This is a genomic window from Micrococcus luteus (assembly GCF_022664405.1).
Taxonomy (GTDB): domain Bacteria; phylum Actinomycetota; class Actinomycetes; order Actinomycetales; family Micrococcaceae; genus Micrococcus; species Micrococcus luteus.
The window spans coordinates 29,900-52,567 of record NZ_JAKRLB010000010.1 but is presented as its reverse complement, the minus strand read 5'-3'; the positions used below and the strand labels follow the sequence as shown (position 1 = coordinate 52,567).

Sequence of the window (22,668 nt, the reverse complement as noted above, 5' to 3'; positions counted from 1 at the left end):
CACCCCTGACGCAATCGGATCTCAAGGAAGAGGACCATGACCAAGGACAGCACCACCACCCCTGCCGAGGCCGGCAAGGACTGGTTCACCACCTACACCGTGTTCGCCCGCCCACAGGGCGAGCCCGGCTGGCTGGGACTGGAGGGCCGTGACGCGAAGAAGGCCGCCAAGGAGTTCGACGAGGCCGTCGCGCGGGTGGCCCAGACCGGCGTGACCGTGCGCGGCGTCTACGACGTCTCGGGCATGCGCGAGGCCGGCGACGTCATGGTGTGGATGTACGGCCAGGTGCCCGAGGACCTGCAGGCCGCCATCCGCGAGCTGCGCCGCACCCGTCTGCTCGAGGGCACCACGATGGTGCTCTCGGCCATGGGCGCCGATCGCATGGCCGAGTTCAACAAGGACCACGTCCCCGCCTTCGCCATGGGCCGCAAGGCCCTGAAGTGGCTGTGCTTCTACCCGTTCGTGCGCTCGTACGATTGGTACCTGCTGGACCCGAAGGAGCGGGCCCGCATGCTCCGCGAGCACGGCCAGCTCGGCCAGGACTTCCCGCAGGTATGGGCGAACACCACCAGCGCGTTCGGCCTGAACGACTGGGAGTGGCTGCTGGGCCTCGAGGCGGACGAGCTGACGGACCTGGTGGACATGATGCGCCACCTGCGCAACAACGAGACCCGCCTGCACGTGCGCAGCGAGGTGCCGTTCTACACCGGACGCCGTCTGGAGACCGCCGAGATCGCGGAGGTGCTGGCCTGATGACCGCCGCCCCCGAGCCCCGCGCCGACGCGCCCGTCCACACCGGCCCGGACGCCGGCGTCGCCCCGGCCCTCCGGACGCCCGAGAAGGCCGCCGCCGGCGTCGACTACGACGTGTGCGGCGTGATGGCCCCCAAGGACTACGACGCCCTGCTGCTCGCCTCCTTCGGCGGGCCCGAGGGCCAGGACGACGTGATCCCGTTCCTGCGCAACGTCACGCGCGGGCGCGGCATCCCGGACGAGCGCCTCGAGGAGGTCGCCACCCACTACCGCGCCAACGGCGGCGTCAGCCCCATCAACGCGCAGAACCGCGCGCTGAAGGCGGCCATCGAGGCCGAGCTGGCCGCCCGCGGCCTGGACCTGCCCGTGTACTGGGGCAACCGCAACTGGGAGCCCTACTTCCCGGACACCCTCGAGCGGATGCACGCCGACGGGCACCGCCGCATCCTGACGGTCACCACCTCCGCGTACTCCTGCTACTCCTCGTGCCGCCAGTACCGCGAGGACATGGGCATGGCCCTGGAGCAGACCGGCCTGACCGGGAAGGTGGACCTGGACAAGACGCGCCAGTACTTCAACCACCCCGGCTTCATCGAGCCGTTCCGGGACGGCCTGCGCGCGGACCTGGCGTCGCTGCGCGCGGAGCTGGGGGACGACGCGCGGATCCACGTGCTCTTCGCGACCCACTCGATCCCCACCTCCGACGCCGCCGCGGCCGGCCCGCGCGGCCTCGCCGCAGACCTGCGCGCGCAGGCGGGGGCGGAGCCGGGCGACGAGGGTGCGGACGTGTACTCGGCGCAGCACCTCGACGTGGCCCGCGAGATCCTCGCCGGCGTGCCCGAGGCCGCGGACGTGCCGTGGTCGCTCGTGTACCAGTCGCGCTCCGGCCCGCCCTCGGTGCCGTGGCTGGAGCCGGACATCAACGACGCGATGGAGCACCTCGCGGGCGAGGGCGCCGAGACGGACGCGCAGGGGCGTGCCGTGGCGGGCTTCATCGTCGTGCCGCTGGGGTTCGTCTCGGACCACATGGAGGTGGTCTGGGACCTCGACACCGAGGCCAAGGAGACCGCCGAGGGGCTGGGCGTGGGGTTCCGTCGCAGCCCCACCCCGGGCACCGACCCGCGGTTCGTGGCCGGGCTCGTGGACATCGTGGAGGAGCGGCTGGGCCGGCGCGAGGGTCGCGCCGCGGTCGGCTGCTTCCCGGCGTGGTACGACGTGTGCCGGCCGGACTGCTGCGTCAAGGTGATGCGGGACGGCTCGACGCGGCCGACGACGTCCGCTGTCGACGCCGCCGTGCGCGGGCTGGCCGAGCACGAGGCGGGCGCCGCGGCCCCCGCCGAGGAGGCCTGAGACCGTGACCCCCCTGCGCATCGGCACCCGGGGCTCCGCCCTGGCGACCACGCAGACCACCCACGTGGCCGAGACGCTCACGGAGCGCTCCGGCCTGGCCCACGAGCTGGTGGTGATCCGCACCGAGGGCGACGTCACCACCGGCTCGCTGGCCTCGCTGGGCGGCACCGGCGTGTTCGCCTCGGCGCTGCGGGCCGCCGTGCTCGACGGCGTCGTGGACGCGGCCGTGCACTCGCTCAAGGACCTGCCGGCCGTCCAACCGGAGACCCTCGAGATCGCCGCGGTGCCGGCCCGGGCCGACCTGCGGGACGCCCTGTGCGCCCGCGACGGCCTCACCCTGGCGACCCTGCCCGAGGGCGCCCGGGTGGGCACGGGCTCGCCGCGCCGCGTGGCCCAGCTCAAGGCGCTGCGCCCGGATCTGGAGCTGGTGGACATCCGCGGCAACGTGCAGACCCGCCTGGCCCGCGTGCCCGGGCTGGAGCAGCACGACGATCACGCCCCGGCCGCCGCGGGTTCGCCCCGCGGTGACCTCGACGCCGTGATCCTGGCCTGTGCCGGGCTCGACCGGCTCGGCCTGGACCACGTGATCACCGAGCGGATCGACCCGGAGGTCATGGTGCCCGCCCCCGGGCAGGGCGCCCTGGCCGTGGAGATCCGGGCCGAGGACGAGTCCTTCCTCGGTCGGGCGCTCCTGGACCCCGAGGCGCCGGTCGGGAGGCTGCACGCCGCCCTCGAGCTGGTCGACGATCGGGACACCCACGTGGCGGTCACCGCCGAGCGGGCCCTGCTGCGCCGCCTCGAGGCCGGCTGCGCCGCGCCGATCGGGGCCGTGGCCCGCGTGACCGACGGCGAGGCCGGCGCGCCGCGCATCGAGATGACCGCGATGGTGGCCGCCCTCGACGGCTCGCGCGTGCTGCGCCGGACCTCGTCCGTGCAGCTCGACCCGGTGCCGGCCGACGTGGCCGGCGACCCGGCGGCCGCCGACGAGTGGCTCGAGGACACCCTGTTCGTGGCCGCGGAGGCACTCGGCGTGCACGTGGCCGAGCAGTTCGTGGCCGAGGGCGCCGACCTGCTGCCCGGCACGGTGCGCGGGGTGGACCGGGGCGACGGCGCCCCGCGCCCCGACGACCCGGCCTGAGATGCGCGTCCTGCTCACCCGCCAGCCGGCCCAGGCCGGCGACCTCGAGGCCGGTCTCGCCGGCACCGAGGTGGCGGGGCGGCGGCTGCGGGTCGGCTTCCTGCCGCTGACCGACTTCGCGCTGCCCGACGACGACGGCCCCCTGCGCGCGCTGCTCGCGGACTGGGCGGGGGCCGACGGTGATGCGGCCGGGCCGGTGCGCTCGGACGGGTCCCGCTGGCTCGTGCTGACGAGCCCCAACACCGTGCGCGCGCTCAGGGCCGTCGGCTGGGACGGCCATGTCCCGGCGGGCGCGCGGATCGCGGTCACCGGACCGGGCACGGCACGGGTGCTGACCGAGGCGGGCTGCGACGCGGCGCCGTGGCTGCCGCCCGAGGACCGCTCCGCCGAGGGCCTGATCGCCGGACTCGCCGCCCTGCATCCCCGCGGCGCCCGCGCGTGGCTGCCCCAGTCCGATCGGGCCCGGTCCCGCCTCGCCGACGGCCTGCGCGCGGCGGGCTGGGACGTGCGGACCGGGCTCGCCTACCGGACGGTGCCGTATCCGGCGCAGGCCGGCAGGCGGCTGCTCGACGGGGCGGCGGACGAGGGCCGGGGGGACGTCGTGACGCCCGCGCGGCTGGCCGCGGTCGCGGCGGGGACCGCCGTGGTGCTCACCAGCTCGTCCGCGGCGGAGGAGTTCGTGGCCGCGGGTCTGACGCCACTGGTGGGGGAGCGGGTGCGGCTCGTGGCGATCGGCGCGCCGACCCGTGACACGTGCGCGCGGCGGGGTCTGCCCCTGCTCGGGACGGCCCCCACGCCGGACGCGGCCGGAGTGCTGGCCGTGCTGCGCGGTGCGGCCTGAGCCGCCCGGCCGCACGCGAGGCGAGGCTCAGTCGGGGCGGTCGCCGTCCGGGTCGGGCGCGTCGTCCTCCGACGGCGCCGGGCCGGCGTCGTGCTTCTCGTCCTGCGGCACGCCGGTGGCGGCGGCCATGATGTCCACCCGCGGGCCGCGCAGGATGGCGACCGAGACGTTGGTGAAGCCCGTGTTGGCGAGCAGCTCCGAGGCCTCCTCGTCCGTCAGGTCGTACGCGTGCGCGAGCATGCGCACGTTCTCCGTGTAGAAGGCGTGCAGGCGGTCGACGCCGCGCAGGAAGCCCAGAGTGTTCCCCATGGCGGGGAGCCTACCGGGCGGGCGTGGTGGGCGGGTGGCCGGCGGGTGAACGGCCGGTTGACCGGCCCGCCGGCCGCGGGGGACGACGGGCCGTGCCGCTCAGCCCTCGGCGCGGCGGCTGCGGCGGCGGACCAGCGAGACCTCCATGGTCCGGCCCTCGGTGCGGGTGCGCAGGTACGGCTGGTCCTCCACGAGGGTGGAGAGCTTGGAGTGCCCGAAGTCGCGCGGGTCGAAGTCCACGTGGGTGCGGCTCAGGTGCTGGCCGATCAGGGACAGCGTGGCCCAGCCGTCGTCGGTGCTCGTGGCGTTGACGGCCTTGGTGAGCGCGGCCTGCAGGTCGATGCGCGGGGCGGCGTCGGCCTCGTCGTGCTCGGGCTCGGCCTCGACCGGCACCTCGGGCGGGGTCGGGTCCTCGGTGACGTCCGACGACGACGCACGGCGGCCCCGCCGACCGGCCCCGGACTTCGCCTCCGCGGCCTTCCCGTCCTTGCCGGCGGCGGCGTCCCCGGCGGGCGCCTCGTCGGCGGCGGGGGCCTCGTCGGCAGCAGGGGCCTCGTCGACAGCGGGGGCCTCCGCGTCCGCGTCCGTGGCCTCGGGGGTGTCGGTGGCGTCGGTGGTCTTTGCCCCGCGACCGCGGCCTCGACCGCCGCGGCGGGACCCCGAGCGGCCGGAGCCCTCGGACGCCTTGGCGTTCTCCTCCTTGGCGGGGGCGTCCTCGCCGGTCTCGTCGTCGTCGACGTCGTGGTCCGTGGCGGTGCCGAGCAGCTCGAGGTAGATGAACTGGTCCACGGCGTTGCGCAGGGAGGCGGGGGTCTTGCGGGCGCCCAGGCCGATCACGCGCTTGCCGCCCTCGCGCAGGCGGGTGGCCAGGCGCGTGAAGTCGGAGTCGGAGGAGACGAGGGCGAACGCGTCCACGTTGCCCATCCAGAGCAGGTCCATCGCGTCGATGATGAGCGCGGAGTCCGAGGAGTTCTTGCCCACGGTGTAGGCGAACTGCTGGACCGGCTGGATCGCGTGGTGGTTCAGCGCCTTCTTCCAGCCGTTGAGGTTGGTCGTGGTCCAGTCGCCGTACGCGCGCTTGATCGTGGGGGTGCCGTAGGTGGCGAGCTCCTCGAGGATCAGGGGGGCGAACTTGGGGGAGACGTTGTCGCTGTCCATCAGGACGGCGATGCGCAGGGATGCGGGGGTGGGTTCGGGCATGTGTCCCACCCTAGTCGGCGGCGGTGCGCCCGTGGCCGGCGGTGACCGGGATCGCCTCCCGCTCGCCCCGGCGGGAGCGGGGCCGCGAGGCGGCGGCCAGCGTGCCGACGACCAGCCCGACGAGCGCCGGGACCACCCAGCCGAAGCCGACCGCGTAGCCGGGCAGCACCCGGCCGGCCAGGCCCGTCAGGGCGGTGACGGGCGGCGTCGTCACGAGCGCCTCCGGCAGGGCGCCCAGCAGGTCGAAGAAGGCGGCGAGCCCCGTGCAGGCGACCACCCAGCGGGCCACCGCCGGGCGGTCCCGCACCCAGGCCCAGGCGAGGCCGAGCAGGATGACGACGACGGCGATCGGGTAGAGGAACATCAGCACCGGGACGGACCAGGCGATGATCGCCTCCAGGCCCAGGTTGGCGAGCGCGAAGGACACCACGAGGAAGAGGCCCGCCCACAGCCGGTAGGACCCGGGGAACATCTCCGCGAACATCTCGGCGCACGCCACGATCAGTCCGATGCAGGTCTTCAGGCACGCGACGAAGACGATGGCCGCGATGAGGTACGCGCCCGCCGTGCCGAAGAAGTGGCTCGCGCTGCGGGCGAGGACGTCGCCGCCGTTCGTGGCCTGCGCGAACGCGCCGTGGCTCGTGGCGCCGATGTACGCCAGCGAGGCGTAGACCACCGTCATCGCCGCGCCGCCGAGCAGCCCCGCCTTGCCCAGCTCCACCGCCATGCGGCGCGGGCCCGTCACGCCCAGGCGCCGGGCGGCGTCGACGATCACGACCGCGAAGGCGAGCGAGGCGAGCGCGTCCATCGTGGCGTAGCCGTCCAGCAGGCCCCGCACGAGCGCCCCGTCGGCGTAGGCGGGGGTCGGCGAGGGCAGGGCGCCCGTGCTCATCGGGGCCACGACGGCGGCCGCCACCAGGGCGCCGAGCAGGACCAGGAACGCCGGGGTCAGGTACCGCCCCACCCACTCCATGAGCCGGCCCGGACGGAACGCCGCGACCGCGGCGACCGCGAAGAACGCCGCCGTGAAGCCGAGCAGCCGCAGGCCGCCGTCGCCCGCCAGGGGCGCGACACCGATCTCATAGGACACCGTGGCGGTGCGGGGGATGGCGAAGAGGGGGCCGATCGTCAGGTACAGCAGGCACGTGAACGCCACGGCGAAGCGCCGGGAGACGGGCGCCGTCATCTCACGGACCGAGCGCGCCCCCGTCACCGCCGAGGCGACGATGCCCAGGACCGGCAGCCCCACCGCCGTGACGAGGAAGCCGAGCGTGGCCGGCGTGACCGCGGCGCCCGCATCCCGGCCCAGGCCGGCGGGGAAGATCAGGTTGCCCGCGCCGAAGAACAGGCCGAAGACGAGCGAGGCCAGCAGCAGGGTCTGACCGGGGCGCAGGCGCGGGGGCATCACGGGCCTCTCGACGGCGGACGGGGCGCCATGACTGTACCCGGCGCGCGGTCAGCCTCCGCGCCTAGACTGGACGGGTCCCCGAACCAGGAGCGTGTGACCCCGTCATGTCCGTCCCGCTGCACCGTCCCCGGCGTCTGCGCCGGTCCGCCGCGATGCGCCGCCTCGTCGCTGAGACGCGCCTGCACCCCGCCGAGCTGATCCTGCCGGCCTTCATCAAGGAGGGCGCCGCCGAGCCCGTGCCGATCGCCTCGATGCCGGGCGTCGTGCAGCACACCGCGGACTCGCTCAAGGCCGCCGCGGCCGAGGCCGCCGAGCTGGGCCTGGGCGGCATCATGCTGTTCGGCGTGCCGACCACGCGCGACGCCGTCGGCAGCGCCGCCCTGGACCCGGACGGCGTCCTGAACCGGGCCATCCGGGACGTGAAGGCGGAGGTGGGGGACGGGCTCGTCGTGATGTCCGACCTGTGCCTGGACGAGTTCACCGACCACGGCCACTGCGGCGTGCTCACCGCCGAGGGCACCGTGGACAACGACGCGACGCTGGAGATCTACGCCCGGATGGGCGTCGCGCAGGCCGAGGCCGGTGCGGACGTGCTCGGCCCCTCCGGGATGATGGACGGCCAGGTCCGCGTGATCCGGGAGGCCCTCGAGGGCGCCGGCCACCACGAGACCGCGATCCTCGCCTACGCCGCGAAGTACTCCTCGGCGTTCTACGGGCCGTTCCGCGACGCCGTCGACTCCCAGCTCACGGGCGACCGCAAGACCTACCAGATGGACGCCGCCAACCGGAGCGAGGCCCTGCTCGAGGTCGCCCTCGACCTCGAGGAGGGCGCGGACATGGTGATGGTCAAGCCCGCGATGAGCTACCTGGACATCGTGCGCGACGTGGCGGACATGGCGGACGTGCCCGTCTCCGCGTACCAGATCTCGGGGGAGTACGCGATGATCGAGGCCGCCGCCGCGCACGGCTGGATCGACCGGAAGGCCTCGATCGTCGAGTCCGTGCTCTCCATCCGGCGCGCCGGCGCCGACTCCGTGCTCACCTACTGGGCGGCCGAGCTCGGCCGCTGGATGAAGGAGGGGTCCCTGTGACCGCGTCCCAGCCGACCACCAACGCCGCCGCCTTCGCCGCGGCCCAGGCCGTCATCCCCGGCGGCGTCGACTCACCCGTGCGCGCCTTCGGCTCGGTGGGCGGCACGCCCCGGTTCATGGCCGGCGCACGCGGCCCGTACCTGACCGACGTCGAGGGCAACGAGTACGTGGACCTGGTCTGCTCGTGGGGCCCCATGCTGCTGGGCCACCAGCACCCCGAGGTCGTCGAGGCCGTGCACGCCGCCGTGGACCGCGGCCTCGGCTTCGGCACCTCCACGCTGGAGGAGACCGCGCTGGCCGAGCTGATCGCCTCCAAGGTCCCGGTCGAGCGCGTGCGCTTCGTGTCCACCGGCACCGAGGCCACCATGACGGCCCTGCGCCTGGCCCGCGGCGTGACCGGCCGCAACCTGATCGTGAAGTTCGCCGGCTGCTACCACGGCCACTCGGACGGCCTGCTGGCCGCGGCCGGCTCGGGCGTGGCGACCGCCGCCCTGCCCGGCTCCGCGGGCGTCACCGAGGCCGCCGCCTCCGAGACCCTCGTGGTGGACTACAACGACCGCGCCGCCGTCGAGGCCGTGTTCGCCGAGCACGGCGAGCGCATCGCCGCGCTCATCACGGAGGCCGTGCCCTGCAACATGGGCGTCGTGGAGCCCGCCGAGGGCTTCAACGCGTTCCTGCGCGAGATCACCCGCCGCCACGGCGCGCTGCTGATCTGGGACGAGGTGCTCACCGGCTTCCGCGCCACCGCCACGGGCGGCTGGGGCCTGTCCGGACAGCCCGAGGGCTGGACCCCGGACGTCTGGTGCTTCGGCAAGGTGATCGGCGGCGGCATGCCCGCGGCCGCCCTGGGCGGCTCCGCCGAGATCATGGACCACCTGGCCCCGCTCGGCCCCGTGTACCAGGCCGGCACCCTCTCCGGGAATCCGGTGGCCATGGCCGCCGGCCACGCCACGCTCTCCCGCGCCGACGAGGCCGTCTACGCGGCCGTGACGCGCGCCTCGGACGCCGTGCGCGAGGGCCTCGTGGCCGCGCTCGACGCCGAGGGCGTGGACCACTCGATCCAGCGGGCCGGCACCCTGTTCTCCCTGGCGTTCGGCACCTCCGGCACCGGCGTGCGGGACTACCGGGACGCCCAGGGCCAGGAGGTCTTCCGCTACGCCCCGTTCTTCCAGTCGCTGCTGGCCTCCGGCGTGTACCTGCCGCCGTCCGTGTTCGAGGCCTGGTTCGTCTCCGCCGCCCACGACGACGCGGCGGTCACCCGGGTGCTCGACGCGCTGCCGGCCGCGGCGAAGGCGGCCGCGGCGGCGACGCCCCAGGGCTGAGACCCGGGTGCGGGTCGGGGCCGGGCGCTCAGCGCTCGGCCTCGACCGGCCAGTGGCGCGAGACGGTGGCCTGCGGGTCCTTGCGTCGCAGGTACTGCTCGAAGCTCTCCGCCTGCTCGGCCTTCCAGCGGACCTGCCGCTCGTGCAGGTCCACCGGCGCGACGCGCAGCTGCTCGTACCGGGCGGCCAGGGCGTCGGCCACCTGGACGGCGGCGAGGGCGTCCGCCGCGGAGGTGTGCGCGTTCTCCAGGGTCACCCCGTAGTGCTCGGACACCGCGGAGAGCGTGCGCTTGCCCTTGCGGAACCGGTCCACCTGCTTGTCCAGCACGAACGGGTCGATCACGGGGCGGGCCTCGAGCGGCGTCAGCCCGTGGTGGCGCGCCTCCCGGTCCATCACCGTGAAGTCGTACACGCCGTTGAACGCCACCACGGGGATGCCCGCGGCGAACAGGTCCCGCAGGGTCTCGGTGATCTCCGTGACACCCTGCGCGGCGGGCATGCCCTCCGCCTGCGCCCGCTCCGTGGTGACGCCGTGGACCTCGGCCGCCTCGGCCGGGATGGGCACGCCCGGGTCCACGAGCCACTCGGCCGACGACGCGGCGCGGCCCTGCTCGTCCACCATCACCAGGGTGGCGGTCACGATCAGCGCGGTGCGCGGATCACGTCCGGTGGTCTCGAGGTCGAAGCCGGCGCGGATGCTCTCATGCCAAGTCACGCGCCTCACGCTACCCGGAGCGGCGGACACGACAGGATGGGGTCGTGACCGATCACCCTGTGCTCCCCGGCGCCCGCCACCGCGACGACGGACCGCTCACCCTCGGCGAGGGGCTCGAGGCGCTCGCCCGTCTGGTCCCGCCCGGACGCGCCGTCAGCTACGGGGGGCTGGCCGGCCTGCTGGGGGTCGGCGGTCCGCGGCAGGCCGGCCGGGCGATGGCCGAATCGAGCCCCGGCACGCCGTGGTGGCGGGTGGTCCGGGCCGACGGCTCGCTGCCTCCGGAGCTGGCCGCGCGGGCCGCCGTCGAGCACGAACGCGAGGCCATGCCCCGCACCCCGGCCGGGCGCGTGGACCTGCCCCGGGCCCGCTGGGAGCCCGACGACGGCGCCGCGCGGGCGATCCGTGCGATCGCCGACCGTATCGTGTCCGGGCCCGGTGCGAGGATGAGGCCATGACCAGGGAACACGGGGTGGACCCCTTCGACGACGACGCGGCGGCGCCGGAACGGGCCGCTCGGCTGGTGCGCACGGCCGCCGCGCCCGAGGACCGGATCACGCTCACGGACGAGCAGGAGGCGATCGCCTCGCTCGCCCCCGGGCACAACGCCGTGCTCGTGCTGGGCGCCCCCGGCACGGGGCGCACCACCGTGGCGGTCGAGTACGCGGCCCGCCGGATCGAGGCGGGGCTGGACCCCGAGTCCCTCCTGCTGCTGGCCCCGAGCCGGGATGCGGCGGCGCGGCTGCGCGACGCGCTGACCCGCCGGCTCGCCGCCGCCGGTCGGGGCACCCGCGCCGTCACCCCCGTGCGGACCTGGTCCTCCTACGCGTTCGACCTGCTGCGCCGTGCCCGCGTCACGGGACCGCTGAGGCATCTGGAGGTCGCCCCCCGGCTGCTCACCGGTGCCGAGCAGGACACGGTCATCGCCGAGCTGCTCGAGGGCTACGCCGCCGGCCTCGCCGCCGCGCCGGACTGGCCGGCCGACGTCGCCCCCGCCGTGGAGGCGCGGGGATTCCGCCGCGAGGTCCGCGAGCTCGTGGACCGCATGAGCGAGCTCGGCCTCGAGCCGGGCCGCCTGCAGGAGCTCGGCACCGCCCACGGGCGCCCCGAGTGGGAGGCCGCGGCCGTGCTGCTGCAGGACTACCGGGACCGGATCGACCTGGGCATGGCCGAGGCGTTCGACGCCGCCGGGCTGCTGTCCGCCGCCGTCCGCGTGCTCACCGAGCGGCATCCCGAGGACCCGGAGCGCGACGCCGCGGCGCAGGCGTTCGTGGCGGCGGAGCGGGACCGCCTGGCCGTGCTCGTGGTCGAGGACCTCCACGAGGCCACCCCCGCCGTGCACGACCTGCTCACCGTGCTCGGACGCGGGCGGGACGTGCTGCTCACCGCGTCGCCGGACACCACAGTGGAGGGCTTCCGCGGCGCCCGGCCCGACCTCCTCGCCCGGTACCCCGGGGTCCTCGACCCCGATCCCGTGCCGGGGGCCGCCCCGCCCGCGTCCCCGGACGGGCGCGTCCGGGTGCTGACGCGCGGGCACCGCATGCGCGCCGAGGTCCAGGACGCCTACCTGCGCGTGGCCCGCCGGGTCCGCCAGCGCACCGCCGGCGTCGAACGGACCCGGACCGAGACCGTCCCGGCGGACGGTGACGGCGCCGTCCGCGCGCACGTCGTGCCCACCCGCGCCCACGAGGACCAGCTCGTCCTCGAACGGGTGCTGCGGGTCCACCACGAGGACGGGGTGCCCCTGGACCGGATCCTCGTGGTCGCCCGCTCCGGCTCCCGTGTGGCCGCGCTCGCCCGCCACCTGGAGGCCGAGGGCGTCCCCGTGCTGCGCGACGCCGCCGGGCTCGTGCTGAAGGAGGAGCCCGCCGTCGCGCCCCTGCTCACGCTGGTGGACGCGGCGGGGGCGCTCGCGGAGGATCCGGAGGCCCGGGTCGAGGACGTGCTCGACCCGGACGAGGTCGTGGGACTGCTCACCGGCCGGTACGGGATGGCCAGCGCGCTGCACGTGCGGCGGCTGCGCCAGGACCTGCTGGCCGCCGAGCGGGGCCGGGGCGGCCGGCGCACCTCGGACGCGCTGCTCGCCGCGGCCCTGCTGGACCCGAGCCTGGCCGGCCCCGAGCACGAGCGGCACCGCGCCCTGCGCCGCGTCCACTGGATGCTCCGGGACGGCCTGGAGGCCGCCCGCGCCCCCTCGGCCTCGCCCGAGACCGTGCTGTGGGCGCTGTGGTCCGCCTCCGGTCGGGCCGAGCGGTGGCGTTCGCTCGCGCTGCGGCCCGCCGAGCACGCGAACGAGCGCCGCGAGTCCCGCCGGGCGGACGCGGACCTCGACGCCGTCGTCGCCCTGTTCAAGGTGGCCGAGCGCTTCGTGGACCAGTTCCCGGGCGCGTCGCCCGAGTCGTTCGCCGTCTACATGGAGTCCCAGGACCTGCCCGTGGACACCCTGGCCCGCCGTGCCGAGTCCGGTGACGCCGTGCACGTGCGCACCCCCGCCGCGGCGGCCGGCCAGGAGTGGGACACGGTGATCGTCGTGGGCCTGCAGGAGGGCGTGTGGCCGAACACCCGGCTGCGCGGCCAGCTGCTCGGCGCCACCGACCTCGTGGACCTCGTGACCCTGCCCGCGGACGCCCCGTGGCCCACGGATCACCGCACCCGGCTGCGCGAGGTGCGTCAGGACGAGCTGCGCATGCTCGCGGCCGCGGTCTCCCGGGCACGGCGTCAGGTGGTCGTCACGGCCGTCCGCTCGCCGGATGAGGGCCCCTCCGACTTCCTCGACCTGGTGGACCCGCCCGAACGGCTGCCCGCCGAGGCGCGCGACGCCGCCGGCGTCCGGCGGCTCACCGCGGTCCCCGACCCGATCACGGCGTCCGCGCTCGTCGGCCGGCTGCGCCGCGTCCTGGAGGCCGGGGACGAGGCGGACGCGGCCGACGGGGCGACATCCCGGGCCGCGGCGGCCGCCGGCCTGGCGGTCCTCGCCGAGGACGGCGTGACCGTCGCGGACCCCCGACGCTGGTGGGGCCTGCTGCCGCTGTCCACCGAGGCCGCGCTCGTCGACCCGGAGCGCGAGGTCGTCGCGCTCTCGCCCTCCCGCGTGGAGACGGCCCTGCGCAATCCGCTGAACTGGGTGCTGTACCACGTCGGCGCGAACGCGGGCGGAACCCTCGCCCAGTCCGTGGGCACGCTCGTGCACTCGGTGGCCGAACACCACCCCGAGGGCGTGCCCGAGGACGTGCGCGCCGAACTGGAACGCCGCCTGCCCGAACTCGGCCTGCCGGAGGGCTGGATCACGGAGATCGAGCACGACCGGGCCCGCGGCCTGGTGGACGCCTACATCGGCTACTGGAGCATCGCCCGGGCGGCCGGGCGTCGGCCCGTGGCCCAGGAGGTGCGGCTCCTCGCGGACCTGACCTGGGGCGGGACCACCGTCCGGATCACCGGCGTCGTGGACCGGCTCGAGGCGGATGCGCAGGGCCGACCCTTCATCGCCGACCTCAAGACCGGCCGCAGCGCGCCCACCGGCGCGGAGATGGCGCGCCAGCCCCAGCTGGCCGCCTATCAGGTGGCCGTCCGCGCCGGCGGTCTGGAGCAGGTCCGGGACGACCCCGCCACGGACCCCGCCCTGCGCGCCGCGCTCGCCGGTCTGGAGCACCCCACGACACCGGCCGGCGCGGCCCTCGTCCAGCTCGGCGCCGGCACCCAGAAGACCAAGGTGCAGGACCAGCCGGCCCTCGAGGACGAGGACACCTGGGCGCTCGAGCAGGTGTTCACGGCGGCCCGCCGCACCACGGGGCCGCGCTTCCTCGCCCTCCACGAGGCCGGCGCCCGCCGGTGCGCGCTGCCCTCCGTCTGTCCGCTCTGCTCCGAAGGAAGGCAGGTCACCGAATGGCCCCGCTGACCGGCGATCCCGCCGCTCAGACCGATCGTCCGCGCGTCGAGGACGCGGTCCACTCCCCGGAGGACATCGCGGCGCGGCTGCGGCTGCCCCCGCCCACGGAGGAGCAGGCCGAGGTGGTCACCGCCCCGCTCACTCCGCGCCTGGTGCTGGCCGGCGCCGGCTCCGGCAAGACCGCCACCATGGCCGACCGCGTGGTCTGGCTCGTGGCCAACGGTCTCGTGCGCCCGGACGAGGTCCTCGGCGTCACGTTCACCCGGAAGGCGTCCGGTGAGCTCGCCGAGCGGATCAACGGGCGCGTGGACGCCCTGCTGCGCTCCGGCCTCGAGATCCCCGGCTTCGACGGGGAGCCCGAGGACCTGGGCCGCGCCTCGGTGTCCACGTACCACTCCTACGCCGGCGCGCTCGTCAGGGACCACGGCCTGCGGATCGGCGTGGAACCGGAGGCGCGGCTGCTCGGAGGCGCGGACGCCCACCGGCTCATGGGCGCCGTCGTGCGTTCGCATCCGGTGGTCGCGGACACCCTCGGCGTGGCCCCGTCCCGGCTCATCACGCAGGCGTTGCGGCTGGCCGGGGACATGGCCGAGCACCTGGTGAGTGCGGACGAGGTGCGCGAGTTCCTCGCCCGGCTGGCCGAGCAGGGGAGCGCCCTGCCGCTGCCCCCGCGCGCCAAGACCCCCTCGAAGGAGATCCAGGAGTTCCTGACCGGCCTGGCGGACCGCGCCCTCATGGCGGACCTCGTGGCCCGCTACGACGAGGTCAAGCGCGAGCAGGACGTGATGGACTTCGGCGACCTGCTGCGCCACGCGGCGCGCATCGCCGTCGAGGTGCCGGCGGCCGGCGAGCAGGAGCGCGCGCGGTTCCCCGTGGTGCTGCTGGACGAATTCCAGGACACCTCCCACGCCCAGATGCGGATCTTCGCCGGGCTGTTCGGCCCGCGCGGCCCCGAGGACGACGCGCCCGGGTTGGGGCACTGCGTCACCGCGGTGGGTGACCCCCACCAGTCGATCTACGGCTTCCGCGGCGCCTCCGCCGGGCAGCTCTTCGCCTTCCCGCACGCCTTCCCCCGACTGGAGACCGGCCCCGGCGGCGCCCCGCGGCGCGTGAACGCGGACGTCTCGCACCTGACGATCGCGTGGCGCAACGAGGAGTCGATCCTGGCGGTCGCCAACGCCGTCGCCGCACCGCTGAACGCCCACGCCGCCGCGACGGGCGGCGCGCCGGTGGAGGTGCGCACCCTGCGGCCCCGGCCGGGCGCGGGGGAGGGCGTCGTCCGGGTGGACCGGTTCGTCACCGCGGAGGAGGAGGCCGCCGACGTCGTCGCCCGCCTCGGCGCCCTCACCGGGTCCGGGCCCGGGGGGGCCACCCCGAGCCGCGCCGTCCTGTGCCGCACCCGCGCCCAGTTCGGCCCCGTGCTGGACGCGCTCGACGCCGCCGGCCTGCCCTACGAGGTGCTCGGGCTCTCCGGGCTGCTGGCGCTGCCGGAGGTCGCCGAGGTGCTCGCCGTCCTCCACGTGCTGGCCGACCCCACGCGCAGCGACCAGCTCGTCCGCCTGCTCACCGGCCCGCGCTGGCGCATCGGCGTGGCCGACCTCGAGGTGCTCCAGGAGCGCGCCCGGTTCGTCTCGCGGCTGCGGGCCCAGCGGGCCGCCGGTGGGCGGGAGGACCCCGCCGGGGCCGCCCCGGACGCGGCCCCGGACCGGGACGTGAGCCCCGAGGAGGACGCCGACGCCGCCGCCCTGCTGGAGGCCCTCGACTCCCTGCCCGGGGAGGGGACGGACTGGGTCGGCTCCCGTGGCCGCGGCTTCTCACCCGAGGGCCTGGCCCGGCTGAGGGCCGTCAACGCCGAGCTGCGCCGGCTCTCCACGCGCACCGGGGAGGACCCGGCCGACCTCATCGCGGAGGTGATCCGTGAGACGGGGCTGGACGTCGAGGTGGCCCTGCGGCCCGGCGTCTCCGCGGCCGCGGCCCGGCGGCACCTGAACGCGTTCCAGGACGCGGCCCGCGACTTCGGCGCCGGCACCACGGCGACGGACCTGACGGCGTTCCTGGCCTGGACGGAGTCCGTCCTCGAGCACGAGGACGGCCTCGGCGTCGAGAACGCCGAACCCACCCCCGGCCTGGTCCAGGTGCTCACCGCGCACGCCTCGAAGGGGCTCGAGTGGGACGACGTCGCGGTCCCCGGCCTGCAGGAGGGCACGTTCCCGTCCACGCGGGCGGACCGCTGGACCAGCCCCGGGGCCGGCGCGCTGCCGTGGCCCCTGCGCGGGGACCGCGCGTCGCTGCCGCAGTGGGACGGCTCGTGGGCCCAGGACCAGCGGGACTGGGTCCAGTCCGCCGGCACCAAGTACAGCTCCAAGGCGGCCCAGGAGGGCAACCCGGATCCGTATGCCGTGGCCGTGGCCGCGCACGCCGAGCGCGAGGAGCGGCGCCTGGCCTACGTGGCGTACACGCGCGCGCGATCCGCCCTGTGGCTGAGCACCTCCCTGTTCAAGGGCGTCAACAAGGAGCCTCTGCCGGCCTCGGCCTTCCTCGAGGAGGTGGCCGGCCTGGCGGGGGAGGTGCCCGGCGTCGCGCTCGGCCCCGCCCCGGCCGAGGACGACCTGCCCGAGGCCAACCCCGCCGCGGGCCGGACGCTGGTCGCCCGCTGGCCCTTCGACCCGCTCGACGGCCCGGAGGCCTTCGTCGCCGACCCGGAGGACCCCGAGGACGAGGAACGCTGGCAGCCGCTGCCGCGCCGCTCCCGGGCCCGCCGGCACAGGGTGGAGGCGGCCGCCGCGGCCGTGCACGCCGCGGACCCGGCGGCGCTCGGGGACGACCCGGAGCTGGCCCGCCAGGTGGACTGGGTGCTGCTGCGCCGCCGGGACGTCGCCGGGACGGGCGGGGAGACCGCCCTGCCCGAGCACGTCTCCGTGTCCCTCTACGGCGAGCTCGCCGCCGACCCGCAGGCCGTGGCCGAGCAGCTGCGCCGGCCCCTGCCCCGGCCGCCCGCGCACTCGGCGCGGCGCGGCACGGCGTTCCACGCGTGGCTCGAGGAGCGCTTCGGGGCCACCGGCATGCTGGACATCGACTCGGCCGAGGACGCCGCGGACCTGTGGGTCGACGAGGCCCTCGACCTCGGCCCGATGCAGGAGTGGTTCCGCTCCTCGCGCTGGGCGGAGCGCACCCCGGCCTTCGTCGAGGCCCCGGTCGAGACGACGGTCGGCGGGATCACGCTGCGGGGCCGGGTCGACGCGATCTACCGCTCCGGCGGCGACCCCCGCCTGCCCTTCGACCCCGAGGCCGACTGGGAGCTCGTCGACTGGAAGACCGGCGCCGTGCCGCGGGGCCGCGACCTCGAGCTCAAGTCGCTGCAGCTGGCCGTCTACCGGCTCGCCTGGTCACGGCTGCACGGGATCCCGCTGGAACGGATCGGGGCCAGCTTCGTGTACGTGGCCCACGGGCAGGAGCGCTCCTTCCCGGACCTGCCGGGGGAGGAGGAGCTCGAGCGTCACATCACGGACGCCCTGGCCCGCCGTTGATCGGCCGCACCACCTCGACGGCGGGCAGCGGGCCCGTCTCCGGGTCCGCGGTCCTCGCGTCCGCGGCCTCCCGGGCGTCCTCCGCCGCATCCCGGGCGTCCTCCGCGGCGTCAGCGGCCGCGTCGGCCTCCGCCTGGCGCGCGGCCGCCTCCTGCGCGGCGCGCACGTCGCCCTCGAGCTCGGCCAGCATGGCCTCCGCCTCGGCGACCATCCCCTCGTCGTGCCGGTCCAGGCCCCGCGTGAGCCACTGGGCGAGGGCGAACTCGGCGAGCAGCGCCGCACGGCGCATCAGGTGGGCGTCGCCGTCGTCGGCGACCCCCGCGTCGGCCCGCCGGGCCGCGTAGGCGTCGAGGACACGGTCGGCCAGGTCCGGGTCCGCGGCGGCGGCCAGCCAGGCGACGTCGTCGGCCGGGTCGCCCACGTGCAGGTCCGTCCAGCCCGTCACGCCCACCACGCGGCCGCGCTCGAGGAGCAGGTTGTCCTCGTGCAGGTCACCGTGCACGGGCACCGGTGTGAACCGCCACAGGGCCTCCTCCTCCATGGCCTCCTCCCAGCGGCGCAGCAGCAGGGGCGGCACGCGGCCGGAGGTGGCCGCCTGGTCGAGGGCGTGGAGGTGACGCTGCCGGATCTGCTCCGCCGTGTAGGAGGGCAGGTCCGCGTGGTCCACGACGTCCGAGGGCAGCGTGTGGATCGCGGCCAGCACACGGCCCACGTCCTGCACCGCGGGCTCGCCGAACCGGGCCAGCTCGTCCAGGGTGACGGGACGCCCGGGCATGTCCTGGTAGACGAAGGTGCGCAGCCCCTCGAGCCGCACCGCGCCCGCCACGGAGGGCGTGCGGAACGGCAGGCCGGCGCGCACCGCCGGGGTCAGGCCCGCCAGCACCTGCAGCTCCGTCTCGAGACGGATGCCCGCCTCCGGGGTGCGGGGCGAGCGGACACGCCACCGCTGGCCCTCACCGTCCACGACGACGGCGGTCGAGAAGTCCGCGGGGTCGTCCGGGCTCGCCTCCACGGAGACGGGGGCGAGGCCGGGGACGGCCGCGGCGGCCAGGGCTGCGAGACGAAGGGGCTGACGATCCACCCCTCCAGCCTAGGCGCGGAACGCCCTCCCCCGTCGTCGGGCGCACCGGAGACGGGTCGCTAGCCTGGACGCATGGCCTCCTGCCCCCCGTCGTCGTCCGACCCCACCGCCGCACCGCCGCTGGCCCTGCCGCTGGCCCGCGAGGAGCTGGACCGCGGTGCCGTGGCCCGCCTCGACCCGGGCCACCTGGCGGCGGTCTGGGCGCGCGAGGGGACGGAGGTCCTGTGGCTGCAGGGCGGCCGCGCACCGGTCGCGGACGGCCGGCTCGTCTTCACCGCGCCCTCCGGTCCCGTGCCGGCCGAGGCCGCGTATCTGGGCCGCGGCACCGCGGCGGACCGGGGCCCGCACGGGAGGGAGCGCGAGGTGGTCTCCGTCGCCGTCGAGCCGCCGGCGGCCCTGCCGGAGGACGCGGCCGCCGCGCTCGCGGACGCCGTGTGGGTGGGCCTCCGCGACGCGGCCGCCGCCCTCGGCGACGCGGACACCGGGCTGTTCGTGGCCGCCGTCGCGAACGCCAACTGGCACGCCACCCACCGCTTCTGCCCGTTCTGCGGCGGGGCCACGGACGTCGAGGCGGCCGGCTGGGTGCGTCGCTGCCGCGACTGCTCCCGGGAGCAGTTCCCGCGCACGGACCCGGCGGTGATCGTGGCCGTCATCGACCCGGCCGGGCGGATCCTGCTGGGCCGCAACGCGGCATGGCCCGAGGGGCTGTACTCCTGCCTGGCCGGGTTCGTGGAGCCGGGGGAGTCCCTGGAGCACGCGGTGGTCCGGGAGATCGCGGAGGAGTCCGGGATCACGGTGACGCAGCCGCGCTACCGCGGCTCCCAGCCGTGGCCGTTCCCGCGTTCGCTCATGCTCGGGTTCACCGCGCTGGCCCCGGCCGGCGCCGAGCCCGTCCCGGACGGCGAGGAGATCCTCTCCGTGCGCTGGTTCGAGCGGGAGGAGCTCGCGCATCTGGCCCGCGAGGGCGACGTCACCCTGCCCGGGGCCGTGTCCATCGCGCGGGCGCTCATCGAGGATTGGTACGGTGGGACGCTGCCCGATGCGCAGACCCTGATCACCTAAGGAGGACTCGTCCAGCATGAGCACTCCCGACGAGATCCTCCGCGGCCTCGACCCGGAGCAGCGCCGGGCCGCCACGGCCCTGCACGGACCCGTCTGCATCCTGGCCGGCGCCGGCACCGGCAAGACCCGCGCCATCACGCACCGCATCGCCTACGGCGTCGCCTCCGGCGTCTTCGACCCGCGCCGCACCCTCGCCCTGACCTTCACGGCGCGCGCCGCCGCGGAGATGCGCACCCGCCTGCGAGACCTCGGCGTGGCCGGCGTCCAGGCCCGCACCTTCCACTCGGCGGCCCTGCGCCAGCTGCAGTACTTCTGGCCCCAGGCCGTGGGCGGTCCCATGCCCTCGCTGATCGAGAACAAGGTGCGCCTGCTCACCGAGGTCGCCCAGCGCATGCGCATGACCGTGGACCGGGCCGGCCTGCGCGACCTCGCCGGCGAGATCGAATGGGCCAAGGTCTCCCTGCATGCCCCCGAGGGCTACGCGGAGGCCGCGAAGGAGCGGGAGATGCCCGCCGGCTGGACCGCCACCACCGTCGCCCGTCTCTATACGGGCTACGAGGAGGCCAAGACGGCCCGGAACATGATCGACTTCGAGGACGTGCTGCTGATCCTCGTGGGGATCCTGTCCACCGAGCCGCAGATCGCGGCCACGATCCGGGACCAGTACCGCGTGTTCGTGGTGGACGAGTACCAGGACGTCTCGCCGCTGCAGCACCGCCTGCTCGACCTCTGGCTCGGCGACCGCGGCGACCTGTGCGTCGTCGGCGACGCCTCCCAGACGATCTACTCGTTCACGGGCGCGACCTCCCGCTTCCTCACCGACTTCCGTGAGCGGTACCCCGCGGCCACGGTGGTCCGGCTCGTGCGCGACTACCGGTCCAGCCCGCAGATCGTGGAGGCGGCCAACCGCCTGCTGGCGGACCGCACCAAGGCGGGGGAGCGGGACCGCACGATGCCGCGCTGGCCCGACCCCCTCGAGCTCGTCTCCCAGCGGCCGGCCGGCCCCGACCTCGTGTTCGCGGAGTGCACCGACGACGAGGCCGAGGCCGGCTGGGTCGCGGACCGGATCGCGGCGCTGATCGACGACGGCGTGCCCGCCTCCGAGATCGCCGTCCTGTTCCGCACCAACGGCCAGTCCCAGGCCTTCGAGACGGCGCTGTCCTCGGCGGGCATCGGCTACCAGCTGCGCGGCGGCGAGCGGTTCTTCTCCCGGCGCGAGGTGCGCGACGGCATCCTGCAGCTGCGGGCCGCCGCCCGCGCCGCCCAGGACCTGACGGGCGACGACGTCACGGACCGGGTGCGGGACGTGCTCTCCTCGCTCGGCTACTCCGCGGAACCGCCGTCGGCCACCGGCGCGGCCCGTGAACGGTGGGAGTCCCTGCACGCCCTCGTCAACCTCGCCGACCAGCTCGCCACGACACGCGGGGCCGAGTTCACGCTGACCGAACTCGTGGCCGAGCTCGACGAGCGCGCCCAGCACCAGCACGCGCCGACGGTGCAGGGCATCACCCTGGCCTCGCTGCACTCCGCCAAGGGCCTCGAGTGGGACGCGGTGTTCCTCGTGGGCCTGTCCGAGGGGCTCATGCCGATCTCCTTCGCGGAGACCCAGGCCGAGGTGGACGAGGAACGGCGCCTGCTCTACGTGGGGATCACGCGTGCCCGCCAGCACCTGTCGCTGACGTGGACGCTCTCGCGGGGCACGGGCGGGCGCTCCACCCGGCGGCCCTCCCGGTTCCTGTGGGCCATCGACCCGACCCTCGGCGGCACCCGCGAGCACGCCCCGGCCCGCGGATCCGCGGCCGGCCCGACGGCGCCGCGGCGCCGGGGTGCGAAGGTCGCCGTGTGCCGCACGTGCGGCAAGCCCCTCGAGACGGGAGCGGAGCGCAAGGTCGGCCGCTGCCTGGACTGCCCCGCCACGTACGACGAGGCGGTGCTCGAGGAGCTGCGCGACTGGCGCACCCGCACGGCCGCCGAGATGCGGATGCCCGCGTTCGTGGTGTTCACGGACGCCACCCTCATGGCCATCGCCGAGGCCATGCCGAGGACCCCGGCAGAGCTCCTGAAGGTGCCCGGCCTCGGCAAGGCCAAGCTGGAGAAGCACGGACCGGAGCTGCTCGAGCTGCTGCACGGCACCCCGACGGCCTGAGCCGCGGGCCCGCACCCCGTTCCGCCGGCGGCGCCGACCCCGTCAGAACGCCCAGCCGAGCGCATCCGGGTCGCAGGCGCAGCCGGGCCGGGGGCGGACCTTCACCCGGCGCGTGCGTCCCGTCACGCGATCGGCCCGCAGCACGCCGGGGGCCGGTCCGGTCCGCAGCGCGTCCACGGTCAGCACGGCGGCCCGCAGCGCCGCGAGCCCGTCCACCTGTCCCCGGTGCGCCGACGGGCCGGGCGCCGTCGGGGCACCGGGGACGCCCGCCGGGTCCGCGGGCCATCGGCACAGCGGGCACCCGCGCACCCCGGGGGCGCACCACGGTCCGACCGTGACCACCTTCGGCCCCACCGCGACCGGCAGCAGCGGGTGGTCGGCGGCCAGGGCCTGCGCGGCCAGGTCCGCGTCGAGCACGGACCCCACCGCCACCGTCGCCTGCCCCACGAGCACCGGCACCGGGCCGTGGTGCGCGTAGCGGCGCAGTCCGGGGGCCACATCGCCCAGCCGGCGCTCGAGCGCACCCGCCCGGGGCCGACCGAGGTCCCCGGGCAGCAGGCCGGTCCCCAGGTCCGCGGCGTCGACGGGCCGTGGATCCCACAGGGCCAGGCGCAGCGCCCCGGCCCCCGCCAGTGCGTGGGCGATCGCCGCGCCCACCGCGTCGAGGCCCGCCACGTGGACGTCCGTCGGCGGGGCCCACGCCCCCGGCTCCAGCGCTGACGCGGCGGCGTCATGAGGGACGGTGGTGACGGTCTCGGCGACGGTGCGCACGGCTCTCCTCTCGGCTCGGTCCCTCCCACCCTGCCAGGGCACTCCCGGACCGTGCCGGATTGTCCACAGCCT

General features: G+C 76.0%; 17 protein-coding genes. 11 read left to right on the top strand and 6 right to left on the bottom strand.

Annotation, left to right across the window (positions count from 1 at the left end):
• The first annotated feature begins 36 nt into the window (after positions 1-36).
• Genes hemQ through MF605_RS06130 form a run of 4 tightly spaced genes read left to right on the top strand, consistent with a single transcriptional unit; the run spans position 37 to position 4,081 of the window.
• Entirely contained in the window at positions 37-753 is a 717-nt protein-coding gene (hemQ, locus tag MF605_RS06145) for a hydrogen peroxide-dependent heme synthase (protein WP_036314319.1), read from the top strand.
• A complete protein-coding gene (locus MF605_RS06140; protein WP_049147270.1) occupies positions 753-2,102 on the top strand; it encodes a ferrochelatase in 1,350 nt (449 codons plus the stop codon). Before hemQ ends, MF605_RS06140 begins: the two co-directional genes overlap by 1 nt.
• Positions 2,103-2,106: 4 nt before the next feature.
• The gene (hemC, locus tag MF605_RS06135) at positions 2,107-3,240 is read left to right on the top strand and encodes a hydroxymethylbilane synthase (RefSeq protein ID WP_049147271.1); all 1,134 of its coding nucleotides are present in this window, start codon (positions 2,107-2,109) and stop codon (positions 3,238-3,240) included.
• A 1-nt stretch (position 3,241) separates the two neighbouring features.
• Positions 3,242-4,081, top strand: a complete 840-nt coding sequence (locus tag MF605_RS06130) for a uroporphyrinogen-III synthase (RefSeq protein ID WP_049147273.1) — start codon at positions 3,242-3,244, stop codon at positions 4,079-4,081.
• Between the two features lie 27 nt (positions 4,082-4,108).
• Here MF605_RS06130 and MF605_RS06125 read toward each other — a convergent pair whose 3' ends face one another.
• The 3 genes from MF605_RS06125 to brnQ form a co-directional block, all read right to left on the bottom strand.
• Positions 4,109-4,390, bottom strand: a complete 282-nt coding sequence (locus tag MF605_RS06125) for a hypothetical protein (protein ID WP_049147275.1) — start codon at positions 4,388-4,390, stop codon at positions 4,109-4,111.
• A 99-nt stretch (positions 4,391-4,489) separates the two neighbouring features.
• Positions 4,490-5,590, bottom strand: coding sequence for an NYN domain-containing protein (locus MF605_RS06120; protein WP_049147277.1), 1,101 nt, complete (start codon positions 5,588-5,590; stop codon positions 4,490-4,492).
• Positions 5,591-5,600: 10 nt separating this feature from the next.
• On the bottom strand, positions 5,601-6,995 hold the full coding sequence (gene brnQ / locus MF605_RS06115; protein ID WP_095346900.1) for a branched-chain amino acid transport system II carrier protein: 1,395 nt from the start codon (positions 6,993-6,995) through the stop codon (positions 5,601-5,603).
• A gap of 107 nt (positions 6,996-7,102) precedes the next feature.
• On the opposite strand from brnQ, the gene hemB reads away from it, so the two are divergent.
• Together hemB and hemL are read left to right on the top strand one after the other, a co-directional pair.
• Complete coding sequence (gene hemB / locus MF605_RS06110; protein ID WP_134415729.1) at positions 7,103-8,089, top strand: porphobilinogen synthase; 987 nt, start codon at positions 7,103-7,105, stop codon at positions 8,087-8,089.
• Positions 8,086-9,411: a glutamate-1-semialdehyde 2,1-aminomutase gene (gene hemL, locus MF605_RS06105; protein WP_036314334.1), complete on the top strand. Its 1,326-nt coding sequence runs from the start codon at positions 8,086-8,088 to the stop codon at positions 9,409-9,411. Before hemB ends, hemL begins: the two co-directional genes overlap by 4 nt.
• A 28-nt stretch (positions 9,412-9,439) precedes the next feature.
• Here the strand turns inward: hemL and MF605_RS06100 are convergent, their stop codons facing one another.
• Complete coding sequence (locus MF605_RS06100) at positions 9,440-10,126, bottom strand: 3'-5' exonuclease (RefSeq protein WP_036314335.1); 687 nt, start codon at positions 10,124-10,126, stop codon at positions 9,440-9,442.
• A gap of 44 nt (positions 10,127-10,170) precedes the next feature.
• Between MF605_RS06100 and MF605_RS06095 the strand changes: the two genes are divergently transcribed.
• Genes MF605_RS06095 through MF605_RS06085 form a run of 3 tightly spaced genes read left to right on the top strand, consistent with a single transcriptional unit; the run spans position 10,171 to position 17,536 of the window.
• Positions 10,171-10,581, top strand: coding sequence for an MGMT family protein (locus tag MF605_RS06095; RefSeq protein ID WP_036314337.1), 411 nt, complete (start codon positions 10,171-10,173; stop codon positions 10,579-10,581).
• The gene (locus tag MF605_RS06090; protein WP_134415731.1) at positions 10,578-14,018 is read left to right on the top strand and encodes an ATP-dependent helicase; all 3,441 of its coding nucleotides are present in this window, start codon (positions 10,578-10,580) and stop codon (positions 14,016-14,018) included. Before MF605_RS06095 ends, MF605_RS06090 begins: the two co-directional genes overlap by 4 nt.
• Positions 14,006-17,536: an ATP-dependent helicase gene (locus MF605_RS06085; protein WP_134415733.1), complete on the top strand. Its 3,531-nt coding sequence runs from the start codon at positions 14,006-14,008 to the stop codon at positions 17,534-17,536. Before MF605_RS06090 ends, MF605_RS06085 begins: the two co-directional genes overlap by 13 nt.
• Here MF605_RS06085 and MF605_RS06080 read toward each other — a convergent pair.
• On the bottom strand, positions 17,511-18,617 hold the full coding sequence (locus MF605_RS06080; protein WP_134415735.1) for a phosphotransferase: 1,107 nt from the start codon (positions 18,615-18,617) through the stop codon (positions 17,511-17,513). The two genes, MF605_RS06085 and MF605_RS06080, sit on opposite strands and share 26 nt — an antisense overlap.
• Before the next feature lie 72 nt (positions 18,618-18,689).
• On the opposite strand from MF605_RS06080, the gene nudC reads away from it, so the two are divergent.
• Positions 18,690-19,679: an NAD(+) diphosphatase gene (gene nudC / locus MF605_RS06075; protein ID WP_036381081.1), complete on the top strand. Its 990-nt coding sequence runs from the start codon at positions 18,690-18,692 to the stop codon at positions 19,677-19,679.
• Positions 19,680-19,695: 16 nt separating this feature from the next.
• Positions 19,696-21,825: an ATP-dependent DNA helicase UvrD2 gene (locus MF605_RS06070; RefSeq protein WP_036381078.1), complete on the top strand. Its 2,130-nt coding sequence runs from the start codon at positions 19,696-19,698 to the stop codon at positions 21,823-21,825.
• Between the two features lie 42 nt (positions 21,826-21,867).
• Here MF605_RS06070 and MF605_RS06065 read toward each other — a convergent pair whose 3' ends face one another.
• A complete protein-coding gene (locus tag MF605_RS06065) occupies positions 21,868-22,596 on the bottom strand; it encodes a dinucleotide-utilizing protein (protein ID WP_134415737.1) in 729 nt (242 codons plus the stop codon).
• Between the last annotated feature and the right edge of the window lie 72 nt (positions 22,597-22,668).

What these genes read in the sequence shown, in the direction of transcription:
- MF605_RS06090 (WP_134415731.1), top strand. Translation starts at nt 10,578, where the DNA reads ATGACCAGGGAACACGGGGTGGACCCCTTCGACGACGACGCGGCGGCG.
- MF605_RS06120 (WP_049147277.1), bottom strand. Translation starts at nt 5,590, where the DNA reads ATGCCCGAACCCACCCCCGCATCCCTGCGCATCGCCGTCCTGATGGAC.
- MF605_RS06140 (WP_049147270.1), top strand. Translation starts at nt 753, where the DNA reads ATGACCGCCGCCCCCGAGCCCCGCGCCGACGCGCCCGTCCACACCGGC.
- MF605_RS06125 (WP_049147275.1), bottom strand. Translation starts at nt 4,390, where the DNA reads ATGGGGAACACTCTGGGCTTCCTGCGCGGCGTCGACCGCCTGCACGCC.
- hemB (WP_134415729.1), top strand. Translation starts at nt 7,103, where the DNA reads ATGTCCGTCCCGCTGCACCGTCCCCGGCGTCTGCGCCGGTCCGCCGCG.
- nudC (WP_036381081.1), top strand. Translation starts at nt 18,690, where the DNA reads ATGGCCTCCTGCCCCCCGTCGTCGTCCGACCCCACCGCCGCACCGCCG.
- MF605_RS06130 (WP_049147273.1), top strand. Translation starts at nt 3,242, where the DNA reads ATGCGCGTCCTGCTCACCCGCCAGCCGGCCCAGGCCGGCGACCTCGAG.
- hemQ (WP_036314319.1), top strand. Translation starts at nt 37, where the DNA reads ATGACCAAGGACAGCACCACCACCCCTGCCGAGGCCGGCAAGGACTGG.
- MF605_RS06085 (WP_134415733.1), top strand. Translation starts at nt 14,006, where the DNA reads ATGGCCCCGCTGACCGGCGATCCCGCCGCTCAGACCGATCGTCCGCGC.
- brnQ (WP_095346900.1), bottom strand. Translation starts at nt 6,995, where the DNA reads ATGCCCCCGCGCCTGCGCCCCGGTCAGACCCTGCTGCTGGCCTCGCTC.
- MF605_RS06070 (WP_036381078.1), top strand. Translation starts at nt 19,696, where the DNA reads ATGAGCACTCCCGACGAGATCCTCCGCGGCCTCGACCCGGAGCAGCGC.